Source organism: Streptomyces sp. GDS52, assembly GCF_052246875.1.
Lineage (GTDB): Bacteria > Actinomycetota > Actinomycetes > Streptomycetales > Streptomycetaceae > Streptomyces > Streptomyces cathayae.
On record NZ_CM125966.1, the window covers coordinates 3,131,738 to 3,150,440 of the forward strand.

Consider the following 18,703-nt stretch of genomic DNA (forward strand, 5'->3'; position numbering starts at 1 on the left):
GAAACACTCAACCGCACCACGCCGTGGCCCGGCATGGGGTCGTTCGTGGTTTCAGAACCAACACAGTGGACGCGAGCAACTGAGGACAAGCCCTCGGCCTATTAGTACCGGTCAACTCCACACCTTACGGCGCTTCCATATCCGGCCTATCAACCCAGTCGTCTACTGGGAGCCTTACCCCATCAAGTGGGTGGGAGCCCTCATCTCGAAGCAGGCTTCCCGCTTAGATGCTTTCAGCGGTTATCCCTCCCGAACGTAGCCAACCAGCCATGCCCTTGGCAGGACAACTGGCACACCAGAGGTTCGTCCGTCCCGGTCCTCTCGTACTAGGGACAGCCCTTCTCAAGACTCCTGCGCGCGCAGCGGATAGGGACCGAACTGTCTCACGACGTTCTAAACCCAGCTCGCGTACCGCTTTAATGGGCGAACAGCCCAACCCTTGGGACCGACTCCAGCCCCAGGATGCGACGAGCCGACATCGAGGTGCCAAACCATCCCGTCGATATGGACTCTTGGGGAAGATCAGCCTGTTATCCCCGGGGTACCTTTTATCCGTTGAGCGACGGCGCTTCCACAAGCCACCGCCGGATCACTAGTCCCGACTTTCGTCCCTGCTCGACCCGTCGGTCTCACAGTCAAGCTCCCTTGTGCACTTACACTCACCACCTGATTGCCAACCAGGCTGAGGGAACCTTTGGGCGCCTCCGTTACTCTTTAGGAGGCAACCGCCCCAGTTAAACTACCCATCAGACACTGTCCCTGATCCGGATCACGGACCCAGGTTAGACATCCAGCACGACCAGACTGGTATTTCAACGACGACTCCCCCACCACTGGCGTGGCGGGCTCACAGTCTCCCAGCTATCCTACACAAGCCGAACCGAACACCAATATCAAACTGTAGTAAAGGTCCCGGGGTCTTTCCGTCCTGCTGCGCGAAACGAGCATCTTTACTCGTAGTGCAATTTCACCGGGCCTATGGTTGAGACAGTCGAGAAGTCGTTACGCCATTCGTGCAGGTCGGAACTTACCCGACAAGGAATTTCGCTACCTTAGGATGGTTATAGTTACCACCGCCGTTTACTGGCGCTTAAGTTCTCAGCTTCGCCCCACCGAAATGGAGCTGACCGGTCCCCTTAACGTTCCAGCACCGGGCAGGCGTCAGTCCGTATACCTCGCCTTACGGCTTCGCACGGACCTGTGTTTTTAGTAAACAGTCGCTTCTCGCTGGTCTCTGCGGCCACCCCCAGCTCACACTGCAAGAGTGCTCACCGGTGATGGCCCCCCTTCTCCCGAAGTTACGGGGGCATTTTGCCGAGTTCCTTAACCATAGTTCACCCGAACGCCTCGGTATTCTCTACCTGACCACCTGAGTCGGTTTAGGGTACGGGCCGCCATGAAACTCGCTAGAGGCTTTTCTCGACAGCATAGGATCATCCACTTCGCCACAATCGGCTCGGCATCGGGTCTCACCCTGGATGAGTGGCGGATTTGCCTACCACTCGGGCTACACCCTTACCCCGGGACAACCACCGCCCGGGCTGGACTGCCTTCCTGCGTCACCCCATCACTCACCTACTGCAGGTCTGGTCCGTCGGCTCCACCACTCCCCTCAACTCCGAAGAGATCGGGGCGGCTTCACGGACTTAGCATCGCCTGGTTCGATGTCTTGCGCTTCACAGCGGGTACCGGAATATCAACCGGTTGTCCATCGACTACGCCTGTCGGCCTCGCCTTAGGTCCCGACTTACCCTGGGCAGATCAGCTTGACCCAGGAACCCTTGGTCAATCGGCGCACACGTTTCTCACGTGTGTATCGCTACTCATGCCTGCATTCTCACTCGTGAACCGTCCACAACTCGCTTCCGCGGCTGCTTCACCCGGCACACGACGCTCCCCTACCCATCACGATCCCCGTTGGGGGTTGATATCGCAATGACACGACTTCGGCGGTACGCTTGAGCCCCGCTACATTGTCGGCGCGGAATCACTAGACCAGTGAGCTATTACGCACTCTTTCAAGGATGGCTGCTTCTAAGCCAACCTCCTGGTTGTCTGTGCGACTCCACATCCTTTCCCACTTAGCGTACGCTTGGGGGCCTTAGTCGATGCTCTGGGCTGTTTCCCTCTCGACCATGGAGCTTATCCCCCACGGTCTCACTGCCGCGCTCTCACTTACCGGCATTCGGAGTTTGGCTAAGGTCAGTAACCCGGTAGGGCCCATCGCCTATCCAGTGCTCTACCTCCGGCAAGAAACACGCGACGCTGCACCTAAATGCATTTCGGGGAGAACCAGCTATCACGGAGTTTGATTGGCCTTTCACCCCTAACCACAGGTCATCCCCCAGGTTTTCAACCCTGGTGGGTTCGGTCCTCCACGAAGTCTTACCTCCGCTTCAACCTGCCCATGGCTAGATCACTCCGCTTCGGGTCTTGAGCGTGCTACTGAAGCGCCCTGTTCGGACTCGCTTTCGCTACGGCTTCCCCACCCGGGTTAACCTCGCAACACACCGCAAACTCGCAGGCTCATTCTTCAAAAGGCACGCAGTCACGACGTCGAGTGCACGCACTCGACGCGACGCTCCCACGGCTTGTAGGCACACGGTTTCAGGTACTATTTCACTCCGCTCCCGCGGTACTTTTCACCATTCCCTCACGGTACTGTCCGCTATCGGTCACCAGGGAATATTTAGGCTTGACGGGTGGTCCCGCCGGATTCACACGGGATTTCTCGGGCCCCGTGCTACTTGGGTGTCTCTCCAACGAGCCGCTGACGTTTCGACTACGGGGGTCTTACCCTCTGCGCCGGACCTTTCGCATGTCCTTCGTCTACCTCAGCGGTTTCTGACTCGTCCTGTTGCCGGCAGACAACAGAAGAGAGATCCCACAACCCCCACGACGCAACCCCTGCCGGGTCTCACACGTCGTAGGTTTGGCCTCGTCCGGTTTCGCTCGCCACTACTCCCGGAATCACGGTTGTTTTCTCTTCCTGCGGGTACTGAGATGTTTCACTTCCCCGCGTTCCCTCCGCTTGCCCTATGTGTTCAGGCAAGGGTGACAGCCCATGACGACTGCCGGGTTTCCCCATTCGGAAACCCCCGGATCACAGCCTGGTTGACGGCTCCCCGGGGACTATCGTGGCCTCCCACGTCCTTCATCGGTTCCTGGTGCCAAGGCATCCACCGTGCGCCCTTAAAAACTTGGCCACAGATGCTCGCGTCCACTGTGCAGTTCTCAAACAACGACCAACCACCCGTCACCCCACTGGAGATCCAGTGAGTACACCGGGGCCGGCAACTGAGGGTTCGTTCCCTCAGACACCCAACAGCGTGCCCGGCCCGGTCCCCGTCCGGTGATCATGCGTTCCACGCCCCGAAGGACAGTACTGGCAGCCACCGGCCCGAGATCCGGACCGACTAATCAACGTTCCACCCATGAGCAACCAGCACCGGACGTACGCCGGTGTACTGGCCCCTGACCGGCCCGGAGGCCGGTGAGAAGTGCTCCTTAGAAAGGAGGTGATCCAGCCGCACCTTCCGGTACGGCTACCTTGTTACGACTTCGTCCCAATCGCCAGTCCCACCTTCGACGGCTCCCTCCCGCAAGGGGTTGGGCCACCGGCTTCGGGTGTTACCGACTTTCGTGACGTGACGGGCGGTGTGTACAAGGCCCGGGAACGTATTCACCGCAGCGATGCTGATCTGCGATTACTAGCAACTCCGACTTCATGGGGTCGAGTTGCAGACCCCAATCCGAACTGAGACCGGCTTTTTGAGATTCGCTCCACCTCGCGGTATCGCAGCTCATTGTACCGGCCATTGTAGCACGTGTGCAGCCCAAGACATAAGGGGCATGATGACTTGACGTCGTCCCCACCTTCCTCCGAGTTGACCCCGGCGGTCTCCCGTGAGTCCCCACCACCCCCGAAGGGACGTGCTGGCAACACGGGACAAGGGTTGCGCTCGTTGCGGGACTTAACCCAACATCTCACGACACGAGCTGACGACAGCCATGCACCACCTGTACACCGACCACAAGGGGGCACCTGTCTCCAGGTGTTTCCGGTGTATGTCAAGCCTTGGTAAGGTTCTTCGCGTTGCGTCGAATTAAGCCACATGCTCCGCTGCTTGTGCGGGCCCCCGTCAATTCCTTTGAGTTTTAGCCTTGCGGCCGTACTCCCCAGGCGGGGCACTTAATGCGTTAGCTGCGGCGCGGACGACGTGGAATGTCGCCCACACCTAGTGCCCACCGTTTACGGCGTGGACTACCAGGGTATCTAATCCTGTTCGCTCCCCACGCTTTCGCTCCTCAGCGTCAGTGTCGGCCCAGAGATCCGCCTTCGCCACCGGTGTTCCTCCTGATATCTGCGCATTTCACCGCTACACCAGGAATTCCGATCTCCCCTACCGAACTCTAGCCTGCCCGTATCGACTGCAGACCCGGGGTTGAGCCCCGGGCTTTCACAATTGACGCGACAGGCCGCCTACGAGCTCTTTACGCCCAATAATTCCGGACAACGCTCGCGCCCTACGTATTACCGCGGCTGCTGGCACGTAGTTAGCCGGCGCTTCTTCTGCAGGTACCGTCACTTGCGCTTCTTCCCTGCTGAAAGAGGTTTACAACCCGAAGGCCGTCGTCCCTCACGCGGCGTCGCTGCATCAGGCTTGCGCCCATTGTGCAATATTCCCCACTGCTGCCTCCCGTAGGAGTCTGGGCCGTGTCTCAGTCCCAGTGTGGCCGGTCGCCCTCTCAGGCCGGCTACCCGTCGTCGCCTTGGTGAGCCGTTACCTCACCAACCAGCTGATAGGCCGCGGGCTCATCCTGCACCGCCGGAGCTTTCCGTTTCCGCAGATGCCTGCGGAAACGGGTATCCGGTATTAGACCCCGTTTCCAGGGCTTGTCCCGAAGTGCAGGGCAGATTGCCCACGTGTTACTCACCCGTTCGCCACTAATCCGCCCCGAGGGGCTTCATCGTTCGACTTGCATGTGTTAAGCACGCCGCCAGCGTTCGTCCTGAGCCAGGATCAAACTCTCCGTGAATGCTTCCCGGCGTTCCGGGGACACCACGGGAGCGGAACCGCCGGAGGAATGATCCGGCGGTTCACAGCGTCCTCGCTGTGTGTTTCAAAGGAACCGCGTCCCGGCCGGAGGCCGGAGACGGGGTATCAACATATCTGGCGTTGATTTTTGGCACGCTGTTGAGTTCTCAAGGAACGGACGCTTCCTTTGTACTCACCCTGGCGGGTTTTCCTCCGGGCGCTTCCCTTCGGTCTTGCGTTTCCGACTCTATCAGATCTTTCCGGTCCGATTTCCTCGGGGTTTCGCCTTCCGGGGCTGCGCTTTTCGCGTTTCCCTTTCCGGCGGCTCCGACTCTATCAGACCCTTTCGGGCCTGATTCCCGGTCAGAACGGGTTGTCTTCCCGGCTGTTGGGCCGTTCCGACGAGTGAGACTTTAGCGGATTCCCGGCCCCCGACCTAATCGGGGTCCTGCCCCCTTTCGGGTGCGGATTCCTCATTCCGCGAATACGCACACCATTGACGCGTCGGCAGACAGACTGCTGACGTCGATCAGGGGTGATGCTTGCGGAATGGCTGTCCGGGGACCGACCGGAGTCGGTGCTCACGTCGGACAACTCGGAGTACCTTACGGACCCGGCCGGGGTGTGTCAACCCGCTGCCGGCCCCACCCCCGCGGCGTACTGTGTTCCGCATGACGACGCGTACGTACAACCAGTTCTGGTGGGCCGCCTGACGGCGGCCGACGCTACGTACGCACTCGACGGCCGCCGCCTCGGCGGCCGTTCTGCGTTTCTCCCTCCAGGACTCCGAGGGGCGGCCGGCCGGGGACGGCGGCCTCCGTGAGGATAGGGAGAAGAGATGACACGGGTCTTCAGCGGGATCAAGCCGACCGGGCACCTGACACTGGGGAACTACCTGGGGGCCATGCGGCAGTGGGCCGCGGCCGACCAGCACCGGTCGGACGCGCTGTTCTGTGTGGTGGATCTGCATGCGCTGACCGTGGACCACGATCCCGCGCGGGTGCGCAGGCTGAGCAGGCAGGCGGCGACGTTGCTGCTGGCGTCGGGGCTGGATCCGGAGCTCTGCACGGTGTTCGTGCAGAGCCACGTAGACGAGCACGCGCGGCTGTCGTACCTGCTGGAGTGTGTGGCCACGGACGGCGAGATGCGCCGGATGATCCAGTACAAGGAGAAGGCGGCCCGGGAACAGCGGCGGGGCGGGAGCGTACGGCTGTCGCTGCTGACGTATCCGGTGCTGATGGCGGCGGACATCCTGGCCTACGGGACCGATGAGGTTCCGGTGGGGGACGACCAGGCACAGCATGTGGAGCTGACGCGGGATCTGGCGGTGCGCTTCAACCAGCGGTACGGGCACACCTTCGTGGTGCCGCGGGCCACGCATCCGCGGGTGGCGGCGCGGGTGATGAACCTGCAGGAGCCGATGTCGAAGATGGGGAAGAGCGACGACGTCGGGCCGGGGATCGTCTATCTGCTGGACGAGCCGGACGTGGTGCGGAAGAAGGTCATGCGGGCGGTGACCGACAGCGGGCGGGAGGTCGTGTACGACAGGGAGGCCCGGCCGGGGGTGGCGAACCTGCTGGAGATCCTCGCGGCGTGCTCGGGCGGGAACCCGGAGGCGTTGGCCGATGTGTACGAGTCGTACGGGTCTTTGAAGAAGGACACCGCGGAGGCCGTGGTCGAGGTGTTGAGGCCGGTGCGGGAGAAGCACAAGGAGCTGTGCGCGGATCCCGGCTACGTGGAGGGAGTGCTGCGGGAGGGCGCGGAGCGGGCGAGGGGCATGGCCCGGCCGACCGTGGATGCCGCCCATCGGGCGATCGGCCTGCTCCCGGCGGCCGAGGGGTAGCCGGCCCGGGGCCGCCCCGCCGGGCGGGGCGGCCACCCGGCGTCCCGGAGCCTCAGTCCTTGGTGCCGGAGGCGAGTTCGCGGCTGCGGTCGCGGGCGGCTTCGAGGGCGGCGATGAGGGCGGCTCGTACGCCGTGGTTCTCGAGTTCGCGGATGGCGTTGATGGTGGTGCCGGCGGGGGAGGTGACGTTCTCGCGGAGTCTCACCGGGTGCTCGCCGCTGTCGCGGAGCATCGTCGCGGCGCCGATCGCGGACTGGACGATCAGGTCGTGGGCCTTGTCGCGGGGCAGGCCGAGCAGGATGCCGGCGTCGGTCATGGCTTCGACCAGGTAGAAGAAGTACGCCGGGCCGGAGCCGGAGAGGGCGGTGCAGGCGTCCTGCTGGGATTCCGGGACGCGGAGGGTCTTGCCGACGGAACCGAAGATCTCCTCGGCGTGGGCGACGTGTTCGGGGGTGGCGTGGCTGCCGGCGGAGATGACCGACATGGCCTCGTCGACCAGGGCGGGGGTGTTGGTCATGACGCGCACCACCGGGGTGCCGGCGGCGAGGCGTTCCTCGTAGAAGGAGGTGGGGATGCCGGCGGCGCCGCTGATGACGAGACGGTCGGCGGGGAGGTGCGGGACGAGTTCGTCGAGGAGGGCTGCCATGTCCTGCGGTTTGACCGTGAGGATCAGGGTGTCGGCGGTCTTGGCGGCTTCGAGGTTGGAGACCGGGGTGACTCCGTGGCGGGCGCGGAGTTCGTCGGCCCGTTCCGGTCGGCGGGCGGTGACCAGGAGGTCGGCGGGGGTCCAGCCGCCGCGGATCATTCCGCTGAGCAGGGCCTCACCGATCTTGCCGGTGCCGAGGACTGCGACTTTCTGAGCCATGGCGGGGTGTGCCTTCCGGGGTGTGCGCGTCGTCCTGGTTCATCCTCGCACCCGGGTGGTCCGGGGGCGGGGTGTGTCCGGTGGGCGGACGACCGGACGACCGGTTCAGGGGCGTCCCGGGTGAGCCGCCCGGGTGGGGGCGGCCCATGGGGTCAGGCCGTCCTGCGTCGCAGGGTCGCCGCGCCCAGGGCGAGGACGAGCAGGGCGCAGCCGGTGACGATCAGGACGTCGCGTACGAAGGCGGTGGTCATGTCGGCGTGCATGAGGACCTCGTTCATGCCGTCCACGGCGTAGGACATGGGGAGGGCGTCGGAGATGCCCTCGAGGACGGGGTGCATGTTCTGGCGTGCGGTGAAGAGTCCGCAGAGGAGGAGCTGGGGGAAGATCACCGCCGGCATGAACTGGACCGCCTGGAATTCCGAGGCCGCGAAGGCCGAGACGAAGAGGCCGAGGGCCGTGCCGAGGAGGGCGTCGAGCAGGGCCACCAGGAGGAGCAGCCACGGGCTGCCGACGACGTCGAGGCCCAGGAACCAGACCGCCAGTCCGGTGGCCAGGGCCGACTGGACGATCGCGATCGCGCCGAAGGCGAGGGCGTAGCCGGCGATCAGGTCGCCCTTGCCGAGGGGCATGGCGAGGAGGCGTTCGAGGGTGCCGGAGGTGCGTTCGCGCAGGGTGGCGATGGAGGTGACCAGGAACATCGTGATCAGCGGGAAGATCCCGAGGAGCGAGGCGCCGATGTTGTCGAAGACGCGTGGGCTGCCGTCGAAGACGTAGCGGAGCAGGAGCAGCATCAGGCAGGGGACGAGCAGCATCAGCGCGATCGTGCGCGGGTCGTGGCGGAGCTGGCGCAGGACCCGGGCCGCGGTGGCGAGGACGCGGGAGATGTTCAGGGCGCTCGGCGGGGCGGAGGGGGGTGTCGTCGTACGGGTGGTGCTCATCGTGAGGTCTCCTTCGTGCGGCTTGCCGCGACCGCCGCGTCCACCAGGTGCAGGAAGGCGCCCTCGACGGTTTCGGAGCCGGTGCGGGTACGGAGGGCGTCGGGGGTGTCGTCGGCGAGGATCTCGCCCGCGCGCATGAGCAGGAGGCGGTGGCAGCGCTCGGCCTCGTCCATGACGTGGGAGGAGATCAGGAGGGTCGCTCCGCGTTCGGCGGCGAGGGTGTGGAAGAGCTGCCACAGGTCGCGGCGCAGGACCGGGTCGAGGCCGACGGTGGGTTCGTCGAGGACCAGCAGTTCGGGGGTGCCGAGGAGGGCGACGGCCAGGGAGACGCGGCTGCGCTGACCGCCGGAGAGGTTTCCGGCGAGGACGTCGGTGTGGGTGGTGAGGTCGACGTCGGTGATGGCCCGGGTGACGTTCTCGTGGCGGCGGGCGGCGGCTGCCCGGCCGGGGTCGAGGATCGCGGCGAAGTAGTCGAGGTTCTGGCGGACGGTCAGGTCGTCGTAGACGGAGGGGTCCTGGGTGACGTAGCCGATGCGGGTGCGCAGGGTGGGGTGGCCGGCGGGGTGGCCGAGGACGTCGAGGGTGCCGGTGACCTTGGCCTGGGTGCCGACGACGGCCCGCATCAGGGTCGACTTGCCGCAGCCGGAGGGGCCGAGGAGGCCGGTGACCTGGCCGTGCGGGACGGTGAAGTCGAGGCTGTGCAGGACGGTGCGGGGGCCTCGGACGACGGTGAGGTCCCGGGCGCGGACGGCGGGGGTGCCGTCGTCCGGGCGTGGAGGGCCGGAGCGGTAATTCATCATGTGATGAATAATCCTCTCGGGGGCGGTACACGTCAAGCGGCGGCGGGCGGAAGGCGGGGCGGCACGGGCTCGGGCATGCCAAAAGGACGCGTCGGCGCCTGACATCTGGCATGTCGAGGTCGTCGAACGCGTCCGAGGGGGTGCCGGGAAGGGCGGGGGCGGGGGCGGGGCCCGTGCTGCGGGGAGGGGCCCTACGGGCGGCGGCGCTTCCCGGGGTTGCCGGAGCGGCGGGAGATCCGCTTCTCGTACTGCTCGCGGGCCGTCCGGTACTCCTCGCGGTGGAGCTTCTCGCCGGGGGCCTCGGTGAGGGAGCGGAAGAAGTAGGCGAGGAGGGAGCCGACGAAGCCGACGCTGAGCAGACCGCGGAGGGACCGCTGCCGGTCGGGGTCGGGGCGGCGCTTGAACGCCTCCCAGGTGTGCCCGAACGCGAGGGCGCTGCAGACCGCGAACATCCCGACCGCGAGGATCCCGACGAAGCCGCCGACCTCGGCGATCTGAAGGCCCTGGTAGGCGAAGCGCAGGGCGAGGCAGGAGACGGCCGCGGCGGCGAGGGAGCCGACGGCGACGCCGATGCGGCGGGCCGCGTAGCCGTTGTCGTGGTCGACCCAGGTGGTGCCGAAGAAGCGGATGGGCTCGGGGCGGGGGCCCGCCGGGGCTCCCGTGGAGCCCGCGGTGCTGTCCGGGGTGCCGTTCTCTGCGCTCACGCATCGATTATGGCTCCGTCGGCACCCCGGGCTCCGGGCGGGCTACGAAAGGGACCCGGGCGGGGTCAGCCGCAGCGCGATGCGACGTAGCCGTCGCTGCCCGTCTTCACGTAGGCGTCCGAGACGTACTCTCCGTTGGCGATGCTGTCCCAGATCTTCGACGTGCCGTACGGGCCCGTGACCGTGGTCCCCGGGGTCTGGCAGGAGATGGGGACCTTCGCCCCCTCCGCCAGGACGCGGACGACGGTGTACCCGGTGCCCGGACCGCTGCGGACGTTGAGACGGACGCCCGGTGCGACCGGGTAGTAACGCAGGGCCGCCGTGCCGACGGACTCCGTCCCGCTGGTGCCCTCTGCCTCACCGACATGGTCAACTGACATGGAAAGCCTCCCCCGTTGTGCATCCCATGACTGTCATGGGGTCCGTTCCTTCCCCCAAAACACGCCACGCACACCTGTTCATTCATGGAACACGGACACCAGCGAGCCGCCTCGGACTCGTACGTGTCATCGACTAGGCTCCGTGCGTCGCGCGCGCGGACGAACAGCACGGGGGTGGTTCCATGGCGCCACAGCGGAACGCCGGAGCGGGCGCGGAAGCGGAACTTCCCGAGTACGCCGGTCACTACCGTCTCGAGTCGCGCCTCGGCTCCGGTGGAATGGGCGTGGTGCATCTGGCCCGGAGTACGTCCGGGCTGAAGCTCGCGGTGAAGGTCGTGCACGCCCAGTTCGCGCGGGACCGCGAGTTCAGAGGGCGTTTCCGGCAGGAGGTGGCGGCGGCCCGGCGGGTGAGCGGCGCTTTCACCGCGCCGGTCGTCGACGCCGACCCGGAGGCCGAACGGCCCTGGATGGCAACGTTGTTCATCCCCGGGCCGACCCTCGCCGAGCATGTGAAGCGGAACGGCCCGATGCCCTCGCCCCAGTTGCGCAGACTGATGGCCGGACTCGCGGAGGGGCTGCGGGACATCCACCGCGTCGGAGTGGTGCACCGCGATCTGAAGCCCAGCAACGTACTGCTCGCCGAGGACGGGCCGAAGGTCATCGATTTCGGTATCTCTCGGCCAAAGGACAGCGAACTGCGGACCGAGACGGGGAAGTTGATCGGCACTCCGCCCTTCATGGCACCCGAGCAGTTCCGGCGCCCTCGTGAAGTGGGGCCCTCCGCCGACATCTTCGCGCTCGGTTCGCTCCTGGTGCACGCGGCCACCGGACGCGGGCCGTTCGACTCCGACAGCCCGTACGTCGTCGCCTACCAGGTCGTGCACGACGAGCCCGACCTGACCGGCGTGCCGGAGGGAATCACCCCGCTGGTGCTGCGCTGCCTGGCCAAGGAACCCGAGGAGCGGCCCTCCCCGGACGAGCTGATGCGGGAGCTGCGGTCCGTCGCGGCCTCGTACGACACCCGGGCGTTCCTGGCCGAGGCCTTCATACCGGCACAGCGGACGGACCCGACGGCCTCCACGAGCACCGCACCCGGCCATCAGGCGGAACCGGAACCCGACGAACCCGAAACAGCAGAGCACGGCTCCGGGCCCGGGGCGGATGCCGAGGAGCCCCCCGCCGGGCAGGCGGCGGCCCGGCGCTCCGCACGGCCTCCGCTGAGCAAGCGGGTGCTGCTCGGGGGCGGGACGCTCGCCCTCGCCGTCTTCGGCACGCTCTTCTCCGTCCAACTGCTCGGCGACGAAGTCCCGGAAAAACGGACCACCGGCGTGCGGACCGCGGCGGCCTCGTTCCAGGCGTGGGAGGTGACGCCGTCCGGGGAGCAGAGCACCCCGCAGTGCTCGTACGGAGCCGGCCGGCTGTTCTGCGCCCTGCCGGGGCAGGTGTTCGCCCTCGATCCCGACGACGGCGGCACGCTGTGGCGGCACACCGTCGCGCGGACGGACCGGAGCGGGCCACCGGCCCTGTCGGGTGGCCTCGTGCAGCCCGCGCTCAACCAGCGCCGCGGCCTGGAGGCGCTCGACCCCGCCTCGGGGAAGCCGGTGTGGCGTCAGAACACCGCCGAGTACCGCGGGCTGGACAGCGCCGGGAGCACACTGCTGCTCACCGGCGACGACGGCACGGTCACCGGCGTGGACGCCGCCTCGGGCGACACGAGATGGAGCAGCCCGATACCCGGACACGACATGCCGTACTTCGACTCGTTCGCGGGGGATCCGCTCACGTACGCGACGAGCACCTCCGCGGACGGCTCCGGCACGCGGGTGACGGCGGTCGATCCGCAGACCGGTGAGGTGCGCTGGGACGCGCGGCTGACGGGAACGCTGAAACCGGTCGGCACCATGAACGACTCGGTCGTCCTCACCTCCGAGGACGCTGTCTACGGCGAGGTGGAGGCCCTCGTCCGCTACACACCGGGCACCCGGGAGGTGCGACGGGTGGAGCTGCCCGCCCCGCTGGCGCAGGTGCAGGGCACCGTGCACGAGGGGGTCGCCCACCTGGCGGGGACCGGCGGCAGGCTCGTGGCCGTCGACATGGGGGCGCTGCGACAGCGGTGGAGCCTGGAAACCGGTGTGGCCCGTACTTCCGCGCCGGTGGCCGACGCGCGGCATGTCTTTCTCACGGCGCCCGACGGGCGGTTGCTCGCTGTGGATGCGCGGGTGGGGCGCCTCGTCGGGCAGACGGGGCCCCGGATGGCGGCTGCCTCCGACCGGGTCGTCGCCGCGCTGCCCGAGCCGGTGCTCGCCGACGGCCACGTCTACGCCACCGCCCCCGACGGCACGGTCTTCGCCGTGGACGGCCGGGACCCGGCCACCTGGTAGGGAGCACCGACGCGCGCGTGCCCCGCGGATGAGGGGCCACGCGCGCGTGGTGATGCGGTCGGGCCGGTGTCAGGCGAGCTTCGAGATGTCCCGCACCGCGCCCTTGTCGGCGCTCGTGGCCATGGCCGCGTACGCCTTCAGGGCGGCGGAGACCTTGCGGTCGCGGTTCTTCGGGGCGTACGTGCCGTTCAGCGCCTGCTCGCGGCGGGCCAGCTCGGCGTCGTCCACCAGCAGCTCGATGGAGCGGTTGGGGATGTCGATGCGGATGCGGTCGCCCTCCTCGACCAGGGCGATGGTGCCGCCCGAGGCCGCCTCCGGGGAGGCGTGGCCGATGGAGAGGCCGGACGTGCCGCCGGAGAAGCGGCCGTCGGTGATCAGGGCGCAGGCCTTACCGAGGCCGCGGCTCTTCAGGTACGACGTCGGGTAGAGCATCTCCTGCATGCCGGGGCCGCCCTTGGGGCCCTCGTAGCGGATGACGACGACGTCGCCCTCCGCGACCTGCTTGGTGAGGATCTTCTCGACGGCCTCCTCCTGCGACTCGCAGACGACCGCCGGGCCCTCGAAGGTCCAGATGGACTCGTCGACGCCGGCCGTCTTGACCACACAGCCGTCCACGGCGAGGTTGCCGCGCAGCACGGCCAGGCCGCCGTCCTTGGAGTAGGCGTGCTCGGCGGAGCGGATGCAGCCGCCCTCGGCGTCCTCGTCGAGGGCGTCCCAGCGTTCGGACTGGGAGAAGGCCTCGGCGGAGCGGACGCAGCCGGGGGCCGCGTGCCACATCTCCACCGCCTCCGGGGACGGGGAGCCGCCGCGGATGTCCCAGGTCTTCAGCCAGTCGGCCAGGGACGGGCTGTGGACCGAGTACACGTCCTCGTTCAGCATGCCCGCGCGGTGCAGTTCGCCGAGCAGGGCGGGGATGCCGCCCGCGCGGTGCACGTCCTCCATGTAGTACGTGCGGTCCCCGGCGACGTTGGGCGCCACCTTGGCCAGGCAGGGGACGCGGCGCGAGAGGGCGTCGATCTCGGTCAGACCGAACGGGACCTCGGCCTCCTGGGCGGCGGCCAGCAGGTGCAGGATCGTGTTGGTCGAGCCGCCCATGGCGATGTCCAGCGCCATCGCGTTCTCGAACGCGGCGACGGTGGCGATGCCGCGCGGCAGGACCGTCTCGTCGTCCTGCTCGTAGTAGCGGCGGGTGATGTCCATGACCGTGCGGGCGGCGTTCTCGTAGAGCGCCTTGCGGGCCGTGTGGGTGGCGAGGACCGAGCCGTTGCCGGGGAGGGAGAGGCCCATGGCCTCGGTGAGGCAGTTCATCGAGTTGGCGGTGAACATGCCGGAACAGCTGCCGCAGGTCGGGCAGGCGTTCTCCTCGATGCGCAGGACGTCGGCGTCGGAGATCCGGTCGTCGGCGGCGTCCACCATCGCGTCGATCAGGTCCAGCGTGCGGACCGTGCCGTCGACCAGGGTGGCCCGGCCGGCCTCCATCGGGCCGCCGGAGACGAAGACCGTCGGGATGTTCAGCCGCAGGGCGGCGTTGAGCATGCCCGGGGTGATCTTGTCGCAGTTGGAGATGCAGATCAGGGCGTCGGCGCAGTGGGCCTCGACCATGTACTCCACGCTGTCCGCGATCAGGTCGCGGGAGGGGAGCGAGTAGAGCATGCCGCCGTGGCCCATCGCGATGCCGTCGTCGACGGCGATCGTGTTGAACTCGCGCGGGATGCCGCCGGCCGCGACGACCGCCTCGCTGACGATCCTGCCCACCGGCGCGAGGTGGGTGTGGCCGGGGACGAACTCCGTGAAGCTGTTGGCGACGGCGATGATCGGCTTGCGGCCGATGTCCGCGCCCGGCACACCGGAGGCTCGCATCAGGGCGCGCGCGCCCGCCATGTTGCGGCCGTGGGTGACTGTGCGGGACCTCAGCTCGGGCATCGTCGCTCGCTCCTTCAGACCTTGTCGGGGTGCCGGGGCCAGAGAGTTCTGACTCCGGTCGAGCGTACGCCGGTCATCCAGGGATCGGGACAGGCCGTCCGGACTGCGAGATACGTGTCTCAGTCCGGGAGCGGTGGGCCGCGGGTGCCTCAGGGGCCGGTCAGATGCCCCTGCACCACCGGCGCCACCCGTCTGATGATCTGTTCGGGGTCCGCCGAGGCCAGCGGCTCCATCTTGATCACGTACCGGATCATCGCGATCCCGACCAGCTGGGCGGCGGCGAGCTCGGCGCGCAGCTCCGCGTCCGGCAGGTCGAGCTGCCCCGCGATCCGGCGCAGCAGCTGACCGGCTACCAGACGGCGGAAGACGCCGGCCGCGGCCTCGTTGTTGACGGCGGAGCGGACGATCGCGAGCAGCGGGGTCCGGGTCACCGGGTTCTCCCACAGCCCGAGAATCATCCGGGTCATCCGCTCGCCGACCTCCTCGACGGGAGCGTCGAGGACGGCGTCCCGGCCCTTGAGCGCGGGGGCGAAGGCGACCTCGACGGCCGCCTCGAAGACCTGCTCCTTGGTGCCGAAGTAGTGGTGGACCAGTGCGGAGTCGACGCCGGCCGACTTGGCGATCCCCCGTACGGAGGTCTTCTCGTACCCGCGTTCGGAGAACTCCTCGCGGGCGGCGTCCAGGATGCGGTCGCGGGTGCCGGCCGACTCCGTACGCGGAGGACGGCCGCGGCGCCGAGCGGTGCCGGTGCCGCTACCGCTGCCGCCGGGGGACGCGTCCGGGCCGCCGGGCGCGCTGACGTCGGTCATCGCCGCGGCGTCCAGAGCGCCGAGGACCCGGTGGGCCCGGTGGCCCCTGCGGGCCCGGTCGATCCGGTGGGACCGGACGCCAGGTGCAGGCGGGTGAACGCGAGCGCCTCCGCCAGGTCGGCCTCGCGCTCCGCGCTGGACATGGCGCGGCGGGTGTTGACCTCGATGACGACATGGCCGTCGAAGCCGTCGGCCGCGAGGCGCTCCAGCACCTCGGCGCACGGCTGGTCGCCGCGGCCGGGCACGAGGTGCTCGTCCTTGGCCGAGCCCCGGCCGTCGGCGAGGTGGACGTGACCGAGGCGGTCGCCCATGCGGTCGAGCATCCCCAGGGCGTCGGTGCGGGCGGTCGAGGCGTGACTGAGATCGATCGTGAAGTGGCGGTAGTCGTCCTTGGTGACGTCCCAGTCGGGGGCGTAGGCGAGCATCTCGCGGTCCCGGTAGCGCCAGGGGTACATGTTCTCCACGGCGAACCGCACATCCGTCTCGTCCGCCATCCGCCAGACTCCCTCGACGAAGTCACGGGCGTAGTGGCGCTGCCAGCGGAAGGGCGGATGGACGACGATCGTGGTGGCCCCGAGCCGCTCGGCGGCGGAACGGGCCCGCTGGAGCTTGGTCCAGGGGTCGGTGGACCACACGCGCTGCGTGATGAGCAGGCAGGGGGCGTGCACGGCGAGGACGGGCATGTGGTGGTAGTCGCTGAGTCTGCGCAGCGCCTCGATGTCCTGGCTGACCGGGTCGGTCCACACCATGACCTCGACGCCGTCGTACCCGAGGCGTGCGGCGATCTCGAAGGCCGTCGCCGTCGACTCCGGATAGACGGAGGCCGTCGACAGAGCGACCTTCGCATCCGGGATGCGCACCGCTGGTTCTGCCACGAGGGACAGCGTACGGGGTGTGTTCGACGGGCGGGACGCGAGCGATGTGCTTCGGCCGGAGCCGTTCGCCCCCGCCGAAACGGCATGTCCGCAGGGCACGGGGCGCTTGTCCGGCGCCCTCGGCCGCCGGTCCGGGCGCCGGTCCGGGCGCCCGCCGTGTGACCGACCTAACCGGACACGGGACGGCCCGCACCCCTCCGCCGCGCGGACTCGCTACACCGGACCCATGTGGTCCAGACGGCGCAGTATGACGCCCTCGCGCAGGGCCCAGGGGCAGATCTCCAGGCACTCCACGTCGAACAGGTCCATCGCGGCCTCCGCCACCAGGGCCCCTGCGACCAGCTGGCCCGCGCGGCCCTCGGAGACGCCGGGAAGCCCGGCGCGCTCGGCGGTGGTCATACCGGACAGCCGCGGCACCCAGCCCTCCAGGGACTGGCGCTTGAGCTCACGCGGGACGTACGGACCCTCGACGGAGCGGGCGGCGCCCGTGATGCGGGCGAGCTGCCTGAAGGTCTTGGAGGTGGCCACCACGCGGTCCGGCGGGCCGAGGCGGCTGAACTCGCCGACCGTACGGGCGATCTCCGCGCGGACGTGCCGGCGCAGCGCGCGGACGTCGTCCGGTACCGGCGGGTCACCGGGCAGCCGGGCGAGGGTGAGACGGCCGGCGCCCAGCGGCAGCGACACCGCGGCGTCGGGCTCCTCGTCGAGACCGAAGGCGACCTCCAGGGAGCCGCCGCCGATGTCGATGACCAGCAGCTTTCCCGCCGACCAGCCGAACCAGCGACGGGCGGCGAGGAAGGTGAGCCGGGCCTCCTCCGCGCCGGTGAGGACCTGGAGCTTGACGCCGGTCTCCTCCCGCACGCGCGCGAGGACGTCCTCGGCGTTGCGGGCGTCACGCACCGCCGACGTCGCGAACGGCAGCAGTTCCTCGACGCCTTTGTCCTCGGCGGCCTGAAGTGCTTCCCGGACGACCGAGACCAGCAGGTCCGCCCCGTCGGCACTGATCGCCCCGTCGGCGTCCAGCAGCTGGGCGAGGCGCAGGTCCGCCTTGTGCGAGTGGGCGGGCAGCGGGCACGCCCCGGGGTGCGCGTCCACCACCAGCAGATGCACCGTGTTCGAGCCCACGTCGAGGACACCGAGTCTCATGTACGGCACGCTACTGCCCGCCGGACGGCGTGAACCCCGCTCCGCGGAACTCGAGCCGGTGCCGGACCGTGAGATGGGCGACTTACCCTGGACGGGTGCCAAAGACGAAAAAGGCGAAGAATGAGAAGACGGACATGAAGGCCAAGAAGGCCAAAAAGGCCGCCGGTCCTTCCCAGGTGCCGTCGGATGTTCCGCCGAACGACGAGAAGGGCCTCGACTTCGCGCGGGCATGGGTGGAGTTCCCCGATCCGGCCGACGACGAGCAGCTGTTCCGCTGCGATCTGACCTGGCTGACCTCCCGCTGGAACTGCGTTTTCGGCAGCGGCTGCCAGGGCATCCAGGCGGGCCGCGCGGACGACGGATGCTGCACCCTGGGCGCGCATTTCTCGGAGGAGGACGACGAGAAGCGGGTCGCGGGGCACGTCGCGCGGCTCACTCCGGACATCTGGCAGCACCACGCCGAGGGCACCCGGAACGGCTGGGTCTCCGAGGACGAGGACGGCGACCGGCAGACCCGGCCGTTCCAGGGCTCGTGCATCTTCCAGAACCGGCCGGGCTTCGCCGGTGGCATGGGCTGCTCGCTGCACATCCTCGCCCTGAAGGAGGGCCGCGAGCCGCTGGAGACCAAGCCGGACGTGTGCTGGCAGCTTCCGATCCGGCGGACCTACGACTGGATCGACCGGCCCGACGACACGCGCGTGCTGCAGGTCTCCATCGGCGAGTACGACCGCCGCGGCTGGGGGTCGGGCGGCCACGACCTGCACTGGTGGTGCACATCGGCGACCTCGGCGCACGGCGCGGGTGATCCGGTGTACGTCTCCTACCGGGCGGAGCTGACCGAGCTGATGGGCAAGGCCGGCTACGACCGGCTGGCCGAGCTGTGCGAGGAACGGCTGGCCTCGCAGTTGCCGCTGGTGGCACCGCATCCGGCGGATCCGGCCTGATCCTCGTCACGTCTCCCGGGGCGCCGGGCTCCGGGCCTGCGGGGCACGGAGCACAC

12 protein-coding genes and 2 rRNA genes are annotated in these 18,703 nt (G+C 68.2%); 3 read left to right on the top strand and 11 right to left on the bottom strand.

What is annotated here, in order from left to right:
• Positions 1-81 precede the first annotated feature (81 nt).
• Together ACTWJ9_RS14195 and ACTWJ9_RS14200 are read right to left on the bottom strand one after the other, a co-directional pair.
• Positions 82-3,206: ribosomal RNA gene (locus tag ACTWJ9_RS14195) — 23S ribosomal RNA — on the bottom strand.
• Between the two features lie 305 nt (positions 3,207-3,511).
• Positions 3,512-5,040, bottom strand: a 16S ribosomal RNA gene (locus tag ACTWJ9_RS14200).
• The 16S and 23S rRNA genes sit together here, the layout of an rRNA operon.
• Before the next feature lie 837 nt (positions 5,041-5,877).
• Between ACTWJ9_RS14200 and trpS the strand changes: the two genes are divergently transcribed.
• A complete protein-coding gene (trpS, locus tag ACTWJ9_RS14205) occupies positions 5,878-6,882 on the top strand; it encodes a tryptophan--tRNA ligase (protein ID WP_279334591.1) in 1,005 nt (334 codons plus the stop codon).
• Between the two features lie 52 nt (positions 6,883-6,934).
• Here trpS and proC read toward each other — a convergent pair whose 3' ends face one another.
• The 5 genes from proC to ACTWJ9_RS14230 all read right to left on the bottom strand — a co-directional run bounded on the left by proC (position 6,935) and on the right by ACTWJ9_RS14230 (position 10,569).
• Positions 6,935-7,747, bottom strand: a complete 813-nt coding sequence (gene proC / locus ACTWJ9_RS14210) for a pyrroline-5-carboxylate reductase (RefSeq protein ID WP_279334592.1) — start codon at positions 7,745-7,747, stop codon at positions 6,935-6,937.
• Positions 7,748-7,899: 152 nt separating this feature from the next.
• Complete coding sequence (locus ACTWJ9_RS14215) at positions 7,900-8,685, bottom strand: ABC transporter permease (protein WP_387036836.1); 786 nt, start codon at positions 8,683-8,685, stop codon at positions 7,900-7,902.
• The gene (locus tag ACTWJ9_RS14220; RefSeq protein WP_279334594.1) at positions 8,682-9,485 is read right to left on the bottom strand and encodes an ABC transporter ATP-binding protein; all 804 of its coding nucleotides are present in this window, start codon (positions 9,483-9,485) and stop codon (positions 8,682-8,684) included. Before ACTWJ9_RS14220 ends, ACTWJ9_RS14215 begins: the two co-directional genes overlap by 4 nt.
• Positions 9,486-9,676: 191 nt before the next feature.
• On the bottom strand, positions 9,677-10,189 hold the full coding sequence (locus tag ACTWJ9_RS14225; RefSeq protein WP_279334595.1) for an EamA/RhaT family transporter: 513 nt from the start codon (positions 10,187-10,189) through the stop codon (positions 9,677-9,679).
• A 65-nt stretch (positions 10,190-10,254) separates the two neighbouring features.
• On the bottom strand, positions 10,255-10,569 hold the full coding sequence (locus ACTWJ9_RS14230; RefSeq protein WP_443295787.1) for an SH3 domain-containing protein: 315 nt from the start codon (positions 10,567-10,569) through the stop codon (positions 10,255-10,257).
• Between the two features lie 182 nt (positions 10,570-10,751).
• Between ACTWJ9_RS14230 and ACTWJ9_RS14235 the strand changes: the two genes are divergently transcribed.
• A complete protein-coding gene (locus tag ACTWJ9_RS14235; RefSeq protein WP_279334598.1) occupies positions 10,752-12,950 on the top strand; it encodes a serine/threonine-protein kinase in 2,199 nt (732 codons plus the stop codon).
• Positions 12,951-13,019: 69 nt separating this feature from the next.
• Here ACTWJ9_RS14235 and ilvD read toward each other — a convergent pair whose 3' ends face one another.
• From ilvD to ACTWJ9_RS14255, 4 genes are all read right to left on the bottom strand, one after another.
• The gene (gene ilvD, locus ACTWJ9_RS14240) at positions 13,020-14,873 is read right to left on the bottom strand and encodes a dihydroxy-acid dehydratase (protein ID WP_279334599.1); all 1,854 of its coding nucleotides are present in this window, start codon (positions 14,871-14,873) and stop codon (positions 13,020-13,022) included.
• 149 nt (positions 14,874-15,022) lie between these two features.
• Positions 15,023-15,682, bottom strand: coding sequence for a TetR/AcrR family transcriptional regulator (locus ACTWJ9_RS14245; protein ID WP_387036830.1), 660 nt, complete (start codon positions 15,680-15,682; stop codon positions 15,023-15,025).
• Positions 15,679-16,557, bottom strand: a complete 879-nt coding sequence (locus tag ACTWJ9_RS14250) for a sugar phosphate isomerase/epimerase family protein (protein WP_387036828.1) — start codon at positions 16,555-16,557, stop codon at positions 15,679-15,681. The genes ACTWJ9_RS14245 and ACTWJ9_RS14250 overlap by 4 nt, the downstream gene beginning before the upstream one ends.
• A gap of 213 nt (positions 16,558-16,770) precedes the next feature.
• The gene (locus ACTWJ9_RS14255; protein ID WP_279334602.1) at positions 16,771-17,703 is read right to left on the bottom strand and encodes a Ppx/GppA phosphatase family protein; all 933 of its coding nucleotides are present in this window, start codon (positions 17,701-17,703) and stop codon (positions 16,771-16,773) included.
• A gap of 95 nt (positions 17,704-17,798) precedes the next feature.
• On the opposite strand from ACTWJ9_RS14255, the gene ACTWJ9_RS14260 reads away from it, so the two are divergent.
• The gene (locus ACTWJ9_RS14260) at positions 17,799-18,647 is read left to right on the top strand and encodes a hypothetical protein (RefSeq protein WP_279334603.1); all 849 of its coding nucleotides are present in this window, start codon (positions 17,799-17,801) and stop codon (positions 18,645-18,647) included.
• Positions 18,648-18,703 lie beyond the last annotated feature (56 nt).